17 protein-coding genes are annotated in these 15,824 nt (G+C 37.2%); 8 read left to right on the plus strand and 9 right to left on the minus strand.

All coding sequences use genetic code 11. From position 1 onward, the window contains the following. Positions 1-89: 89 nt before the first annotated feature. The 5 genes from B7E07_RS19665 to B7E07_RS19685 all read right to left on the minus strand — a co-directional run bounded on the left by B7E07_RS19665 (position 90) and on the right by B7E07_RS19685 (position 3,552). Entirely contained in the window at positions 90-515 is a 426-nt protein-coding gene (locus B7E07_RS19665) for a hypothetical protein (protein WP_080848510.1), read from the minus strand. Positions 516-569: 54 nt separating this feature from the next. Beyond that, positions 570-1,346 carry an alpha/beta hydrolase gene (locus tag B7E07_RS19670; protein WP_080848511.1) on the minus strand — a complete coding sequence of 259 codons (777 nt, stop codon included), beginning with the start codon at positions 1,344-1,346 and terminating at the stop codon, positions 570-572. A gap of 153 nt (positions 1,347-1,499) precedes the next feature. Continuing rightward, a complete protein-coding gene (locus tag B7E07_RS19675; RefSeq protein WP_080848512.1) occupies positions 1,500-2,159 on the minus strand; it encodes a FusB/FusC family EF-G-binding protein in 660 nt (219 codons plus the stop codon). Positions 2,160-2,276: 117 nt separating this feature from the next. After that, a complete protein-coding gene (locus B7E07_RS19680) occupies positions 2,277-2,546 on the minus strand; it encodes a CD3324 family protein (RefSeq protein WP_080848513.1) in 270 nt (89 codons plus the stop codon). Positions 2,547-2,832: 286 nt separating this feature from the next. After that, positions 2,833-3,552 (minus strand): YebC/PmpR family DNA-binding transcriptional regulator, encoded by a 720-nt coding sequence (locus B7E07_RS19685; RefSeq protein ID WP_080848514.1) that lies wholly within the window; start codon positions 3,550-3,552, stop codon positions 2,833-2,835. 227 nt (positions 3,553-3,779) lie between these two features. On the opposite strand from B7E07_RS19685, the gene B7E07_RS19690 reads away from it, so the two are divergent. From B7E07_RS19690 to B7E07_RS19725, 6 genes are all read left to right on the plus strand, one after another. Next, a complete protein-coding gene (locus B7E07_RS19690; protein WP_080848515.1) occupies positions 3,780-4,298 on the plus strand; it encodes a sigma-70 family RNA polymerase sigma factor in 519 nt (172 codons plus the stop codon). Then, entirely contained in the window at positions 4,291-5,559 is a 1,269-nt protein-coding gene (locus B7E07_RS19695) for a DUF4179 domain-containing protein (protein ID WP_080848516.1), read from the plus strand. Before B7E07_RS19690 ends, B7E07_RS19695 begins: the two co-directional genes overlap by 8 nt. 400 nt (positions 5,560-5,959) lie before the next feature. Then, a complete protein-coding gene (locus B7E07_RS19705; protein WP_080848518.1) occupies positions 5,960-6,865 on the plus strand; it encodes an AEC family transporter in 906 nt (301 codons plus the stop codon). A 41-nt stretch (positions 6,866-6,906) separates the two neighbouring features. Then, entirely contained in the window at positions 6,907-7,191 is a 285-nt protein-coding gene (locus tag B7E07_RS19710) for a hypothetical protein (protein WP_080848519.1), read from the plus strand. Between the two features lie 318 nt (positions 7,192-7,509). Continuing rightward, positions 7,510-8,499, plus strand: a complete 990-nt coding sequence (locus B7E07_RS19715; protein WP_257391506.1) for a DUF3231 family protein — start codon at positions 7,510-7,512, stop codon at positions 8,497-8,499. A 435-nt stretch (positions 8,500-8,934) separates the two neighbouring features. Next, positions 8,935-9,450, plus strand: a complete 516-nt coding sequence (locus B7E07_RS19725; protein WP_080848521.1) for a DoxX family protein — start codon at positions 8,935-8,937, stop codon at positions 9,448-9,450. A gap of 528 nt (positions 9,451-9,978) precedes the next feature. Here the strand turns inward: B7E07_RS19725 and B7E07_RS19730 are convergent. Continuing rightward, on the minus strand, positions 9,979-11,028 hold the full coding sequence (locus tag B7E07_RS19730; protein WP_080848522.1) for an NAD(P)/FAD-dependent oxidoreductase: 1,050 nt from the start codon (positions 11,026-11,028) through the stop codon (positions 9,979-9,981). Positions 11,029-11,237: 209 nt separating this feature from the next. On the opposite strand from B7E07_RS19730, the gene B7E07_RS19735 reads away from it, so the two are divergent. Both B7E07_RS19735 and B7E07_RS19740 read left to right on the plus strand, forming a co-directional pair. Next, positions 11,238-12,074, plus strand: coding sequence for an ABC transporter ATP-binding protein (locus tag B7E07_RS19735; protein ID WP_080848523.1), 837 nt, complete (start codon positions 11,238-11,240; stop codon positions 12,072-12,074). 207 nt (positions 12,075-12,281) lie between these two features. Further along, positions 12,282-13,391: a metallophosphoesterase gene (locus B7E07_RS19740; RefSeq protein ID WP_080848524.1), complete on the plus strand. Its 1,110-nt coding sequence runs from the start codon at positions 12,282-12,284 to the stop codon at positions 13,389-13,391. Between the two features lie 36 nt (positions 13,392-13,427). On the opposite strand, the gene B7E07_RS19745 is transcribed toward B7E07_RS19740, so the two are convergent. The 3 genes from B7E07_RS19745 to B7E07_RS19755 all read right to left on the minus strand — a co-directional run bounded on the left by B7E07_RS19745 (position 13,428) and on the right by B7E07_RS19755 (position 15,760). Next, entirely contained in the window at positions 13,428-14,660 is a 1,233-nt protein-coding gene (locus B7E07_RS19745) for a GGDEF domain-containing protein (RefSeq protein WP_080848525.1), read from the minus strand. A 35-nt stretch (positions 14,661-14,695) separates the two neighbouring features. Further along, a complete protein-coding gene (gene lepB / locus B7E07_RS19750) occupies positions 14,696-15,232 on the minus strand; it encodes a signal peptidase I (protein WP_080848526.1) in 537 nt (178 codons plus the stop codon). A 117-nt stretch (positions 15,233-15,349) separates the two neighbouring features. Further along, positions 15,350-15,760 (minus strand): VOC family protein, encoded by a 411-nt coding sequence (locus tag B7E07_RS19755; protein WP_080848527.1) that lies wholly within the window; start codon positions 15,758-15,760, stop codon positions 15,350-15,352. Between the last annotated feature and the right edge of the window lie 64 nt (positions 15,761-15,824).

The following is a 15,824-nucleotide window of genomic DNA, read 5'->3' on the forward strand; positions in this document are numbered from 1 at the left end:
TAATTATATAGTGGAGGGGTTTGTCCATGCAATTTTTCTTTCCTAGACGTTTATCTCTTCCAGGAGAGCAGCGCCCTGCTCTCCTGCATTTATTTGAGATTGAATAGTTCCATGGGCGGTTGTTGATCATTTTTGTAGGTAAAGAAGTGTGGATTATTTTCATCGTCGAAGACAAGAATATGTGATGATTGTTCATTTGGAATAATGATGATAAGTTCATCGATATAACCATTTAGCCATTGATTATCCACGGGAACACTTGGTTCTAATGGAATTTTAACCATATATCCTGTCTTTGGCAGCGGATCAAGCTTTTTGTAAACACCTGTGATCTGCTGAATCATCTTTTCAGACTCTTTTTGAATCTTTTCATTTGGTGTGATTGTACGTGTGACTTCCCTTTTATTAATATTAAAAATCTCTACATTTTTAGCTGGTGATGCAGCACTCGTATACATAGGTATGGCAATTGCAATTAAAAAACAAAGCAAAACTGCCGCTTTTTGTTTCTTCATATTATCACCTCATTCTTACGATGCCCTATTATAGTGATGATATGACTGATCCAATTATAATAAAAATCTTAGCCCTCTGCTAAATGCTGCCGGGACGTTAGACATGTGATTTTCGCCTGCTCCTGCAAAAAACTCTGTCTCGAGATTAATCTTGGAGATGAGGCTTCGTCTTTCGTACATGGCTTTTGAATCCTCAAAAATTTCCCCTGCCATTTCCTCCGTGCCTGCAGTGATAAATAATTTTGTTGGGTTTTTAAGTTCACTATTGGTGGTAAATTCCGTTTCTAAATTCATGATACTTTTCTGATCCCACCAAATGGATGGGCTGCTGACAAAATAATTCTGAAAGCTGTTTGGCTTTTGGAACAGCGTATATAACGTAAATAAGCCCCCTAATGAATGACCAAAAAGTGTTTGTTTTCGTACATCAATTGGATATTTCCGCTGAATCTCCTTCTGTATTTTATCTGTCAGAAATGATAAAAACTGGGCTGCTTTCCCGCTTTCTGGCCATGGGTTTCCATCTGGCCTTAGAGGAATATTCTTTTCGTCAACAGGTGTTGTGTAATCAGCAAATCTTCTAGAATGAAATCGCTCCTCTCCAGGATAACCAATGCCTACAAGGATTAAAGGCGGTATACCCGTTTTTTCCGGGTGAACTAATTGCAGTTCAACCATTTCTGTAAACATCGTAAAAAATGCATTACCATCCAAGATATACATAACCGGAAAACCTTCTGCAGGAACTGGTGTTTTTGGAATTGAGACCATCATTTGATAATTTTGTTCCTCTGCTGCCAATTCCCACTTTTCTATTTTGTTCGAACTCATATGTATAACACTCCTCTATAAATAATGGTTGTATAAACAGATAATGATAATCATTATCAATTGGAATATATCTTATTTCTCTGCTTTAAACAACCATTACCGTGGGATAAACTGAAAATAGAATGGATCATTCTTCTCAGTTTTAAGGAAGCTTTACTTTGTCCTCATCAGTTCCACAAATTCCATAAGATATGCTAATGATTGAATCTGCTGATTGCATTCAAAACTATCAGAGCAAATATAATTTCCTCTTTTGGTAAAGGTTCCTGCTCCATGTCCTTTAATTTTGGATGTAAATAAACCAACCTTTCCAAATTTCCGGCAGATTGCACATACACCCTTTTTTTCTGCAGGCTGAAAACCTCCTTGCAGCCCGATTAATCTTTCTCCTATCGGAACGATTAACAGCTTGCTGCTGCTTCCTAGTTCTTCCCAGGCTAAATAGGACAGTGTATTCTCCATTTCATCCTGTGATGGCAGTTTGACTTTTTTATTCTTTGGGAACAGTTTTTTTAGTGTTTTATCAGTAATGCTTGGAAAAGAAAAAACATTTGCTTTAATCTTGTCCAGGTATGCTTCTAATTCTTTTCGGTCTGTAATCGCCTCTAATTCTTTTATGAGTGGGCCTTGTTCCTCATCAAGCTGTTTTTCAAAAACGGCTTCCGCTTTTTCTACTGCGAGCATTTTAACTGCCTTTAAAACACCTTGGTCTTGAACATTTGCATAGGCACTTATAAGATGTTCCCCTTTTTCTTTAATAAAATTATATTGATCATTTCGAATAAACGGTTCCATTAAAATCTCTCCATTCATGCATTGGCGTTCTCACTCCTTTTATCTTATAATGTGGTTTCTTCTGAAAGATAGGCATTGTTTTATTCTAATAGAAATATACCTTTTGTTTTTATCCTAAAAAAAGCACTGATTAGATCAGCGCTTTTTTTTATAAACGATTTTTTTTATAGTTTCAGGTGCAAGGCAAAATTCATCTGCCAAGTCACTGATTTGTTTTCCGCTTTGAAACAAGGCGCATATCTGCTCATTTCGGTGCTTTAAATAGATTCTAACACCCGTTTTAGCTCCCCACTTTTCCCTGGCCTCTTCTTGTTTAGGAATATAGATGGATTCACCTTGTATATATTTCTGTATTTCCATTATGAGCTGCTCAGGAAGAACAGCTGTTGCTTTTACGTATTTCACCAAGCTCAGCTCCTTATTCTTTTCATTCAATAAGGGCAAAGCCATTGATGCCGGAAAAGCTTATAGGCGATTTAATTAATGTTCTACCTCACGCAAAGTATCGCCTTGCCGACACCAGGCTTTGCATGAGCTGCTGATAAATCGGGCACGAACCGATTTACTGCCATTGAAATCACCTCCTAAAAAGCATAAATATCTCTGAAAATAGTAGTTACCTGCGTATACATTATTTCAAATACAAGCGAAACAAAAAATTAGGCAGATCCAAGTGGATCTGCCTGCAGGATTAATCTTCTAAATCCACATTATGATAAACACGCTGCACATCCTCTAAATCTTCAAGTGCATCGATTAATTTTTCGAACTGAGCTTTTGCATCTTCATCAAGCTCAACATCCGTTTGCGCAAGCATCGTTTGCTCTGCAACTGTAAAGTCAGTAATTCCAGCATTCTTTAACGCTTGCTGTACAGCATGGAACTGATCAGGTTCAGCATAGATAATAACGGTATCATCCTCTTCAATGATGTCACGCACATCCAGATCTTCTTCCATTAAAATCTCTAAAATGTCATCAGCCGTTTTTCCTTCTAATCCAATGACAGCTGTTGCATCAAACATATAGGAAACAGATCCGCTTACACCCATATTTCCGCCGTTTTTTCCAAAGGCAGCGCGAACATTGGATGCTGTTCTATTCACGTTATTTGTCAAAGCATCCACGATGATCATAGAACCGTTAGGACCAAATCCTTCATAACGCAATTCATCATAGCTCTCATCTGAGCTTCCCTTAGCCTTTTCAATTGCACGATCAATAATATTTCGAGGCACATTGTATGTTTTAGCGCGCTCAAGTACGAACTTTAATGCTTGGTTTGACTCAGGATCAGGCTCCCCTTGTCTTGCCACAACATAGATTTCAAGTGCAAATTTAGAATAAACCCGGCTCGTATTTGCATCCTTTGAAGCCTTTTTTTCCTTAATATTGTTCCATTTACGGCCCATATTTCCCACTCTCTTTCAGCTTTTAACTCTATAATAAATGAATGTATATGCTTGCATATACCGAATATGAACTATTCAAACCATATTATAGCGCAAACCTTTAGCCAAAAAAAGCATGTGGTACTTAATTACATTTCGACTGTGTTTAGTATAATTAATTATCTAACTAAAACTTTTTAAGTCTTTTTTACCTGCCTTGATGTCTAACATATAAAGGAGGGATTTTTTTGGAGATAGCAGATTTATTAAAAAAAGCCAAAAAAGGTGACGACCATGCTTTTTATCTTTTAATAAAAATACATAGGGATCGGCTCTTGAAAGTGGCTATTTCATATTTAAAGAATGAAGGAGAAGCGCTCGAAGCACTTCAAGAGGTTACATTCCGAGCTTATAAATCCATAAAGAAAGTAAAAAAGCCAGAATACTTCTCAACTTGGATCACGCGAATTATGCTTAATTATTGCCACGATCAAGCAAAACATAGAAAAAGAATGACCGTAACAGACTTGTTTGAAGAGCATAATAGTAAAGAAGACTATGAACAAAAAATAGTGATAGAAGAAGCCTTAGCCAAAATTGATGACCGTTCCCGAGAAGTCATTATCTTAAAGTATTATCATGATCTCAAAATTAAAGAGATTGCGGATATCCTTGACAGTCCTGAAAGTACCATAAAAACCTGGCTATATAAAGGGATGAAATCACTGCGAAAAGAATTGGGTGAAGGGAGCGGTATTCATGTTTGAAAGAGAAGAAAAAGAACTGGCACAATCGAGAAACGAGATTGAAAAGATTATGATTTCTGAAGAATTAGCAGATCAAGCCATATTAAAAGGAATTCAGAAAGCAAAAGCTATACAATCAAAGAAAAACAAAACAAGACCATTCAGCTGGCTGCTGTCGGCTTCCCTTATTTTCTTATCGTTTTTCCTTACTATTCATACCTCAGAATCAGCTGCAAAATTTTTTGCCAATATACCTGGTTTAGAACAGGTCATAAGTAAGATTCGAAATGATACGGGCCTTTTGGCGGCTGCTGAAAACAATTATATCCAAAAAATTGGAATGACCAAGGAACATACAAGTGGAAGTGTAACCATTGATTCTATTATTCATGACGAGAAATCTCTCATTGTCTTTTTTACAAGTGAAAATTCAGATGCTGTTCTAAGTATATCTTTGCTTGATGACCAGCAGCAGCCTTTAGATACCGAATATAAATTTGAACAAACGGAAGCATTAGACATATCCGATACATTAGAGTCTGATACCTTAACTTTAACGGATCCTCAAGATACTATGCCGGATGAGATAAATATTCGTGTAGAGGTTAATACAGATAAAATCGAGTATCTTACATTTCCGGTAACATTGGATAAAAAAAAGGCTGCAAAAAAGAAGGAATTTGAACTAAATGAAACAGTCACAGTTGCTGGGCAGCAAATTACCTTTACTTCACTTAAAATTTATCCAACCATGACAGCTGTTCATGTAAAATACCCGGAAGAAAACAGCATGGAGATTTTTGGATTTAACAACCTGCAATTAAGTGATGAGAACGGAAATGTATGGAAGCAATACCCTTCAGATCCTGCTGCCAATACAAGTACTAAAAATGAAGAAGTTGTAATCCTGGAAAGCAGTTATTTTACAGAGTCCGAAAAGCTATATCTGCAATTTGACTCTTTAAGAGCTTTAGATAAGAAGGAAACATCCGTTGTCATAGATGCAGGTAAAGAGCAATTTATAAAAACACCTAGTGATGGTCTGTTATCAGATGTGTATGTAATAAAGGATGATCTATACATTCGCTTGGATACAAATTCATTTGAAAATCTAATCTTTCCTTTAGAAGAAGTAAAGGGCACTAAAGGAGGTTATGGAATCGTTAAAGATACGGACCATATGCGCTATAGTGTTCCCTACAATGGATCACAGCTGGTCCATTTGAATTTAGTTGATTATCCTGCTGAAATTGTAAATAAGACTGAAATAGAAATTAAATGACTTTTAGAGCAAAACCTATCTATTTAGACATTTACAAAAGGAAAAATGACCTCTAAAAAGAGAATTTTGAATACAACCTTTCAATTTACTCTCCTGATCCGCCATTTTATAGTGAATCAGGAGAGTTTTTTTCGCTTTCCTATCAAATTCGGACTTTTTCCTATCAAATGTTTTCGTTTTCCTGTCAAACTCAAGCTTGTTCCTATCAAACCTTTTCAATTTCCTATCAAATTCACTCTCTTTCCTATTAAATCCTATTTCCAACCTTACAACAGTACAAAACCACGCGCTTTTCCATTTACAATCTTTTTCCAAACACCACCACTGTAAAGGGGTTCCGAATTTCGTTTATTTTGTTATACTGTTCTTTATAAACTGCAATTTTGGGGATGAACCTGTTTTGAATTTAATTATGATTATGCTGCCAGTGTTGCTAATTTTTGCTACTGGCTATTTATCGCAAAAAAAATTCGGCTTTGATATTAAATCCATTTCAAGGATGGCTCTTTATATCATGTCACCGGCACTTGCCTTTCGAACGTTTTATGCAAATGAAATTACGATTGATTATTATTATATTTTACTGTTTAGTTTCGGCCTCAACATCATTCTAGCGCTGATCGTTGGAGCAGTAAGCTATTTTACCAAGGCAACTCGGCAGCAAATGTCCGCCATGATGCTTGGCGGTATTTTTATGAATCAGGGGAACTACGGTGCACCCATTGTTCTTTTTGCCCTTGGTGCAGCAGGCTTTGATTATGCGGTCATTATGATGGTCTTTCAATCATTTTTAATGAACACAGTTGGATTATTCTTCGCTTCTCTGGGCGGAGAAGAAGGCGCCAGTGTTAAAGAATCTTTAAGAAGAATGGTAAGAATGCCTGTATTGCATGGCGCCATTTTAGGTGTTCTTCTTCAACTGACTGGAGTAAGTATTCCTGTTAACTTTATGGATGCGATCAGTTTAGTTGCAGATGCCTCCATTCCCACTGTCATGCTGATACTTGGAATGCAGCTTGCTGTTATTTCAAGAAAAAGAGTGGCGTATCGTTTCGTTTCGATTGTTACGGTTATTCGCATGGTGGTTTCACCTATAATCGCCATTATAGTTGTTCATTTTATGCCAATTCCAGAACTGCTTAAGCACGTTTTTATTATACAGGCAGCGATGCCATCTGCTGCGAATACTACCATGCTCGCAGTACAATTTAACACGGAACCGGATCTGGTATCCTTTACAACCTTTATAACAACTATTTTAAGTATCATAACCATTCCGCTTATCCTAATTTACATTGGGGTATAGACTCTTAAACAGCAGGAAAACGTTGAAAGGTTGTTACCCTAATGAAGATCCTCAATCATTCATACCGAAAAAGAGGCGGAATTGAATTTAGTTTTGCCGAGTTTCCAAATTCAAAAGTCCTTCTGGTGCCGATAAAAAATTATTATTTTGTTAAATCTGTGCGCTGGAGTTCAAAAGACGTTCCTGTTACTCGGAGAGATTTAGAGATGATGGAAATTGCCGTGAATGACCTGTTGGGGACAATCGATTTTTATAAGCAAAGGAAAGCACGATTAACCAAAGATTATAAAGTAACAGCTAAAAACAAGGACAGAGATGATTCGTAATTACGATTCCTCTGTCCTTTTTTATGTTAATCATCCAAACCCAACTTTTAGGTTCTCTTCTGAGCGATGGCTTTAAAACTCACATCTTAGAGAGGCAATTTAGTACTATGCCTGTTGATGAAAACGAAAGAGGGCAAGACTCCTGCAGAACGAGGAGACTCTGCATCCGCCCCGCCGAAAGGCATGTACTTTCAAGGGGAATCTTTGTCCATTTAAGTTAAAAGCAACAAAGTTTGCGAAAAGAGCCTAATTTATACTCATAAGTATTTATAACTAGCGGATACTACCCATATGTAAAAATTATAAGGAGGGAACGAAGTGGAGGATAAAACTAAACTGACAGCAAGTGAATTATCAGTTTTATTTGGTTCATATATGGCAGAATCAGTATCTATTTGTGTTTTAAGCTATTTTCTTCAGCATGTTCAAAGTTCTGCAATAAAGCCTTATATCCAGTCTGGGCTTGAATTATCACAATCAAATTACAATTTCATTGAAAATATATTTGTTTCAGAGGAAATCCCTGTCCCAGATGGCTTTACAGAAAAAGACGTAAACATCCACGCTGAACGCTTATATACCGATGAATTTATCCTGCATTATACTATGAATATTGGGCTAATGGGGGTAAATGCTTATAGCAGCGCTCTTCCTAATGCCGCCAGAAAGGATCTTCGGGCATTTTATTCTTCATGTCTCCTATCAAGCACAAATCTCTTTAATCAAGGTATTGATATTGCCCAAGATATGGGGAATTATATTCTAGCTCCTTATATTCCTTATCCAAATGGAGTAGAGTACATCCATTCCAAAAGGTTTTTGGGAGGATGGTTTGGCGAACAAAGACCTTTAACCTCCGTCGAAATTTCCCATCTCTTTACGAACTTATATCGAAATATGCTCGGTTCTGTGTTGCTGATGGGCTTTGCTCAAACTGCTAATACGCCTGAAGTTAAAAAGTTTTTGAAAAGAGGCACTGAATTAGCAAAACATCATTGCGATGTGTTTTCCGAGTTTCTAAAAGAAAGTGATCTCTTCCCGCCGGCAAATTCAAGTATTTCAGCTACCGCTTCCACAGAACCAGTTTTTTCGGATAAGCTCATTATGTTCCATACCAAAGCCTTATACTCTGCTGGCATCGCCTTTTACGGAGCAAGTGTTGGAGCAAGCGGGAGAAAAGATTTAATTACTGCTTATACAAGGCTTATTGCCGAGGTGGCAGATTATTCAAAGGATGGCGTCAGTATCTCAATTGAAAGACAATGGCTTGAAAAACCTCCTTCAGCTCCAGATCGTAAAAATCTTTAAGTTGAGACCTCAAGCAGTGGATATTTGTTTTTTTCCCGCTGCTTGAGGTTTCAGCGTTTTACTATCTCTTTCCGTTTAGATTTATCAACTTCTCTGCTAATGAAATTCTTATATCGAGATGAAAAATGCAGTCAAAAATTATCATATTCACAGGTGTTTTGATTCGCAGTTCATGTGATTTTTCCCACATCATACAATCTTTAAATTTATTATTCTTATAAACTTCTTTTCCCTTGCAAAAAAGCATTAACCTTTTCCTTTCATGCCCATTAATACTATTTTTGTATATCTTATAAGCTTTTGTTCAAAATTTAGTCAAAACTTTATTACAAGATTGTGAAATTAATCACAATATTAGTGAGGAAAATCTGCTCTCATGTTATATTTTAAGTGTAATCAATAACATAATTCTTATCAGTGAAAGGAAGATGTAAGATGATTAACAATTGGCTAAGAGAAAATAACATTGCCGCTGCTCTATTAACTGTTATTCGTGTATACTGGGGTTATTTATGGCTCACTGCAGGCTGGGGGAAAATTACAGGAGGATTTGATTCAACCGGTTTCTTAACAAACGCCGCTGCGAATCCTGTTACAGGACCAGATGGCGGACCCGTTTTTGGATGGTACAGCAGTTTCCTTGAAAGCTTTGCCTTACCAAATGCAGAACTATTTAACTTTATCATTCCTTGGGGAGAGTTTTTAGTAGGACTTGGATTAATTCTAGGCTGCTTAACAACTGCAGCTGCATTCTTTGGATTAATGATGAACTTCTCTTTCTTGCTGGCTGGAACCATTTCTCATAATCCGACAGATATCTTAATGGGAGTCTTTATAGTAGCAGCAGGATATAATGCTGGTAAATTTGGACTTGATCATTATGTATTACCTTTTCTTCGCAAGCAATTTAACAGAGCAAAAGATAGCGACACAAGCACTAGCCGGGCTTAACACTTCCTTGATATAAATAAAAGAGCCATCAATCTTTAGGTTGATGGCTCTTTACTTTAGCTATTTTTTTAAGAGATCACTCAATATACTCACTTTCCGACTAAGCGGGTACTGATTAAGCAGAAGGAGACTGGCTCCCAACCGTTTCAATATTGTCTTTAAATTTCTTCAAAAAAGCGAGCATTACAAATGTATAAATAGACGGAGGAATTCCGCTTAAATTATAAAATCATTTAAAATGTGCTTAAATAGACAGAGTAATTCCGTCTAACTAACCTAAAAACGTGTAAATAAAAGGTTTTATTCAAATTAACGGGAAAATCTCCTCTTATTCCGCCAGTAAATAGCTCAATTCTGGAAATAAGGGTAAATTCTCCGCTTATTTCACCGGTTTCTTCATAAAAGAAAAAAGTAAGATAAGTACACAGCTTTTCTCTTTCTAGTGATTACTAAGAACAACAATCGCTCAGAAAAGAGCCTAAAGAAAAGACAATGCACTGAATCTCCCGCATTGTCTAGACATTTCCCTTACTGTATTAATTCTTTTACCAGCTCCCGGTTTCGCTGCTTAAATGCATCATTATGAGACGAAACCATTGCATATTTTAAGGCATCTGGCTGAATATATTGTTTTGCCATGTTTACGGCGTTGGCTGCATCCTGAAAAGCTCCTGCAATTAAGTGAAGCTTGCCGTCATGCTTTAGGATATCTCCTGCAGCATAAAGCCCAGGAACAGATGACTCACTGTTTGCAGAACCTTTAACGTAGAAGTTTTCTTCCATTTCTATTTGAAGTTCGCTATTTTGAAGGAGGTCGCTATCGCGTTCATATCCATGATTGATAATGACTTCATCAATATCCAGATATGTAACCTCTCCTGTTTCACTATTGGTTAATTCCACTTGCTGGATCAATTCATGATTTTCGCTGGCAATCAGCTTTGAAATCGTTGAATTAAAATAGCAGTCAACAGAACTGTCCATCAGTTGCGTAATCTGTGCTTCGTGTCCATTCAGTGAATCCTTTCTATAGGTCAGATACACCTTTTTAGCAATGGACTCCAGTTCATTTGCCCAGTCAATCGCTGAATTTCCCCCGCCTGAGATGACGACTGTTTTATCTTTAAAATGCTGTAAGGATTTTACGGTATAATTTAGATTTGCAATTTCAAAACGCTCTGCACCTTCAATATCAAGCTTTTGAGGTGTTAGAATTCCGCCTCCAACTGCAACTATCACTGTTTTAGAGTAATGAATAGCTCCAGAAGCTGTTTTTAAAATAAAGATTCCATCTTCATCTCTGCTGACCGAAACGATTTTTTCATTTAATACAACTTCAGGATCAAACGTTAATCCCTGTTTTACTAATTGCTCAATCAGCTTTGCTCCGGGAATTGGCGATAAGCCGCCCACATCCCAGATCATCTTTTCCGGATAAACATGTATTTTACCGCCAAGCTGAGGCTGAAATTCAATTATTTTCGTTTTCATTTCTCTTAGTCCACTATAAAATGCTGAATAAAGACCAGCAGGACCACCGCCAATAATCGTTACATCAAACAATTCCTCTATGTTCATGTCCTTTCACTCCTCAGCTCGCATTAAAATTGATAATCATTCTCACTATACTATACATCTTTTGAGAATATTTTTCAACTGTGTTTGTGAACGTTTTTCAACATCTGTTGACTTCTATTATTGATAAGTTTATAGTTAAATAGCAGTTATATTGAGAATCATTATCATTATTTATATACATTCTAATCTACACATACTGGAGGGCTATTATGGTTCGCCTATATACAAAGGATTTAAACATTGGATACGGTGAACGTCTAATCGTAAAGGACCTCACTGCTTCTATTCCAGATAAACAAATTACAACCATTATTGGTGCTAACGGCTGCGGCAAATCAACATTGCTAAAAGCTATAACTCGGATCATTTCTCATCAATCGGGAACTGTCATTCTTGACGGTGAAAATATTGCTAAAGAAAACACAAAATTATTGGCAAAAAAAATGGCGATTCTTCCTCAAACACCTGAGAGTGCCAGCGGCTTAACCGTAGGTGAGCTTGTCTCTTATGGCAGATTTCCTCACCAGACTGGATTTGGAAGACTGACTAAAAGAGATTATGAAGTGATTGACTGGGCATTAGAAGTCACGGGAACAGCTGAATTCAAATCCCGCTCTGTTGATGCTCTTTCTGGCGGCCAAAGACAGCGTGTCTGGATTGCGATGGCCCTGGCTCAAGAAACAGAGATCATTTTCTTGGATGAACCTACAACTTATTTGGACATGGCTCATCAGCTTGAAGTGCTTGAGCTTCTTCAAAAGCTAAATAGAGAACAGGAACGTACCATCGTAATGGTGCTTCATGACTTAAATCAGGCTGCTCGTTTTGCAGATTACTTAATTGCTTTAAAAGATGGCGAGATTGTCAAAGCAGGGTCATGTGAAGAAGTGGTTACCCAAGATGTGTTAAGAAATGTTTTTCATATCGATGCACTAATTGGACGTGATCCTCGTACAAACAAACCAATGTGTATAACATATGATCTTGTCCGCGACGAATCACAAAGTTTAAAACAGCCTATATTATCAGTGGCAGGAGCACTTTAATTAGCTCCAGCAGAGGGATTCCCAAAACGGATTCCTCTTTTTTTTATTTAAAAAAGTATCTAAGGTATGCACATTCACTATCTGCTGGGGTTATCCCTTAAATATCGTTATTCATAAGGCGGAAATAAACGGGCTAATAAATGGACAAATAGAAGCATATATCGTATCTTAAACACAAAATCTAACGCAGTGAATTGAGGTTTATGTATGAAACGAATTTTAGGCTTTGCTGTTTTTATTCTTATATATACTGCCATCGCTTTTTATATTAGCTGGAATGGCTGGGTTTGGCTTCACACCGTTTTTGGATTCCAAAACCAATGGCTTTTTGCTTTCCTTTCAGGACTTTTATTTTTTTCATATCTCATTGGGCAAAGTTCTAAACGACTCTCTCTTTTTCGGATGATCGGATCTTATTGGTTCGCAGTCCTTCAATACGCCCTTTTAATTCTCCCAATCGCTAATATTTCCGTATGGTTATTACAAATTAGCGGAGTTCGTTCAGAGGATGCTATTACATGGGTTGGTTTCATCGTCTTTATCATTTTCATTTTTCTGTTCCTGTATGGTTCCTATAACGCCTATTCTCCAGTTGTTCGCACCTACAAAGTTCAGCTTAATGAACAAATCAAGCATTTTGACTCTCTAACAATTGCTATGGCCTCTGATATGCACTTTGGCCATTTGTCAGGTTTAGCACATGCACGCCGATTAGTAAAAGAAATCAATCATCTTCAGCCTGATCTCATTTTGCTTCCGGGTGACATTATTGATGACGATCCAGCAGCTTTTATCCGTAAAAATATGGGGGACGTGCTAAAGGAACTATCTGCACCGCTTGGAATTTATGGCGTACTTGGCAATCATGAATATTATGGTGGCGCCATTCCTCAGTTTATCAAAGAGATGGAGCGGGTCGGCATACGTATATTGCAAGATGAAGTCCTATCGATTAAAGATTCCTTTCACCTTGTCGGCAGGAAAGATAAAACAGACAAACAGCGAAAATCAATTCTCGAGCTAACAAATGATTTGAACAAAGACATGCCGATCATCATGATGGATCATCAGCCAGCGGAAATTAAAAAAGCTGAAGAACATGGTGTTGATATCCTTTTAAGCGGACATACACACAGGGGGCAAATGGCACCAAATCACCTTATTACGAGAAGAATCTTTGACTTAGACTGGGGATACCGCCAATTTGGCAAATTGCATGCAATCGTATCCTCTGGATATGGATTCTGGGGTCCTCCAATTCGGATCGGCAGCCGTTCGGAAGTTATTAAAATTGAAGTGAGCACAAACAATCATTAAGCAGAAAAGGCCATCTCCATTGGATAGAGATGGCCTTTATTCTTTTACTATTTTTACTCTGTTGCGGCCGTTTGCTTTGGCCTCGTATAAAGCTTTATCGGCATCTCCGATTAATTGGAAGATATGATCAGGATTTTGAGCTTTACCGACAGCTACACCTAGGCTCAAGGTGACATGATCAGCAGCTCTAGAATATTGGTGAGGAATTTTAAGGCTTTCAATCGCTTGTCTGATTTTTTCAGCTTTATAAAAAGCCTGATCCTGATCTACATCAAATAAAACCGCCACAAATTCTTCGCCGCCAAAGCGTGCGAGAATGCTCGGTTTTTCATTTAAAAGAGATTTAAAAACTCCAGCAACCATAGCAATCACTTGATCCCCTTCAAGATGACCATAATGATCATTATAATTCTTAAATGAGTCTATATCCCCCATCAGCACAGCAAATGGCCTCTCCAGATGATTGTTTTCAAATTCATGCTGAACATACTGGCGAAACCCGCGCCTATTCAGTATAAACGTTAACTCATCCAATACGGACAGCTGCTTTAACTGATGATTTGCATTCGCTAGTTCCTTATGAATTTCCTCATTTTCGGCCATTTTCACTTCTAAGCTCTCATTCATTTCTGTTAAAAGAAGTCTCTGATAAAAATTAGAAGAATGGCTAGTATAAAGCATACGGGAAGCAAGCCAGCAAAAAAACAAGAAAACAGTTAAATTAACATAATGGCCAGAGACAATTTCTGCAGAAGGCTGGGCAATTGGCAGCCCCACATATAAAATCACGATTGGAAGACAGTATAAATAGAGCATCGTTTTATTTGATGCATGAAATAAGACCGACACACACATAAAATTAACGGCAAATGCCATTACATGACCATATGCTTTCTGATCCACAAGAGTCACTAAAGCACCCCAAGTTAAAAAGAAGATGACAAAAAGCCATAGTCCGTTTTGGAACATCTTTGTCTTTCGTTCACTATGATTTCTGCCTCGTTCATAAATAGATATATATATAAGCATTAGGATACTAAAACTCCATAATAGTATATATAAAATGATATATACATCGAACACAAACAATGTTCCGCTTTCTGAATAAGCAGAAGACAAATGCATAAGGATTAGAATGGTTTCAAAGAGAATGACTATTTTGGCAAAAAGCTTGCAGCGCTTAATATTGTCCATTAATAAATGCTTTTCAAGCAGCCGTTTTTTATCCTCTGAAACATCCTGTACAAAGAAGGGAAAAATCTTTTTCATCGTTAGCCTCTCAAATCATATTCACAACATGCTTTTTATTTTGTAAATCCCGATTCATCAAATGGATAAAAACGGAACTTCACTTCACCCACTACAGCTTCATCTGAAATAAATCCAAACTCTCTGCTGTCAAAACTTCTTAAACGATTATCTCCCATCACAAAGTAGGAATCCTCGGGAACCATTCCTTTACCCAAGAGCTCCTGCAAAGTGAAATCAGCAGTCACTTTATCCATTACTAGCTCTCGATTCACATAAGGTTCCTTGTAGGCTTTGCCATTAACATATAATACATCGTCCCTCATCTCCACGGTATCACCAGGCATGCCTATGACTCTTTTCACATAATCCTCATTTTCCACAGGAGAATGAAAAACAATCATATCAAATCTTTCAATTTCACTTGTTTTACTCACAATCAATTTTTGTTCATTTGTAAAAGTTGGAACCATTGATTCTCCCCGGACTGTGACAGGTTCAAATATAAAATGCCGGCAGATAAGAGCTAAAATAAATGCTAATACAAGTGATTTAATCCAAGAAACAACTTCTTTTTTCGTTTGGCTCTCCATACAGTCCCTCCTGCTTCTTTTTTACCATTTTAACATAAATGCTACAGCTCTTATGATATACGGGTTTAAGAATAAGATAAACATATTCTCCGAGAGACTGGGTAATTTGTCGTCCAATTATATATACTCTTTAAATGCAGGACTTAGTTCACTCCAAACATCATATAAATTTTCATCAGGATCAGAAAACACGAAATTCCTGCCCGCATGTCCTCTATTTTCTATCTCTCCTACTGACACTCCTTTTTCAATCAGCTCTTTGTGCAAAGATTGGAGGCTTTCCAACCCATCAACCTCGAATGTCATCGAAAAGCGCTTTTTCCCATCAAAATCTGTAAAGTTAGCACTCTCTCCATCTCTTCTTTTGACGAGAAAGAAGCTTTGATTTGCAAAGTTCACAATAGCCTTATCCATATCTAAATAGCTAATATCGGCTTCAAGAATATCTTTATACCAATTTGCAGCTTCTTCTGGATTTTCAACCGGTATATATTGAGTGCCTACACGGATTAGTTTTTGCTGATTCATTGGATTCCTCTACTTTCTTTAATTTTGAATATTTTTTAAACATTATTTCAATATAATCATATTT

The organism is Cytobacillus gottheilii, from assembly GCF_900166665.1.
Classification (GTDB): domain Bacteria; phylum Bacillota; class Bacilli; order Bacillales; family Cytobacillaceae; genus Cytobacillus; species Cytobacillus gottheilii_A.

What these genes read in the sequence shown, in the direction of transcription:
- B7E07_RS19665 (WP_080848510.1), bottom strand. Translation starts at nt 515, where the DNA reads ATGAAGAAACAAAAAGCGGCAGTTTTGCTTTGTTTTTTAATTGCAATT.
- B7E07_RS19670 (WP_080848511.1), bottom strand. Translation starts at nt 1,346, where the DNA reads ATGAGTTCGAACAAAATAGAAAAGTGGGAATTGGCAGCAGAGGAACAA.
- B7E07_RS19675 (WP_080848512.1), bottom strand. Translation starts at nt 2,159, where the DNA reads ATGAATGGAGAGATTTTAATGGAACCGTTTATTCGAAATGATCAATAT.
- B7E07_RS19685 (WP_080848514.1), bottom strand. Translation starts at nt 3,552, where the DNA reads ATGGGCCGTAAATGGAACAATATTAAGGAAAAAAAGGCTTCAAAGGAT.
- B7E07_RS19695 (WP_080848516.1), top strand. Translation starts at nt 4,291, where the DNA reads ATGTTTGAAAGAGAAGAAAAAGAACTGGCACAATCGAGAAACGAGATT.
- B7E07_RS19710 (WP_080848519.1), top strand. Translation starts at nt 6,907, where the DNA reads ATGAAGATCCTCAATCATTCATACCGAAAAAGAGGCGGAATTGAATTT.
- B7E07_RS19725 (WP_080848521.1), top strand. Translation starts at nt 8,935, where the DNA reads ATGATTAACAATTGGCTAAGAGAAAATAACATTGCCGCTGCTCTATTA.
- B7E07_RS19730 (WP_080848522.1), bottom strand. Translation starts at nt 11,028, where the DNA reads ATGAACATAGAGGAATTGTTTGATGTAACGATTATTGGCGGTGGTCCT.
- B7E07_RS19735 (WP_080848523.1), top strand. Translation starts at nt 11,238, where the DNA reads ATGGTTCGCCTATATACAAAGGATTTAAACATTGGATACGGTGAACGT.
- B7E07_RS19740 (WP_080848524.1), top strand. Translation starts at nt 12,282, where the DNA reads ATGAAACGAATTTTAGGCTTTGCTGTTTTTATTCTTATATATACTGCC.
- B7E07_RS19745 (WP_080848525.1), bottom strand. Translation starts at nt 14,660, where the DNA reads ATGAAAAAGATTTTTCCCTTCTTTGTACAGGATGTTTCAGAGGATAAA.
- lepB (WP_080848526.1), bottom strand. Translation starts at nt 15,232, where the DNA reads ATGGAGAGCCAAACGAAAAAAGAAGTTGTTTCTTGGATTAAATCACTT.
- B7E07_RS19755 (WP_080848527.1), bottom strand. Translation starts at nt 15,760, where the DNA reads ATGAATCAGCAAAAACTAATCCGTGTAGGCACTCAATATATACCGGTT.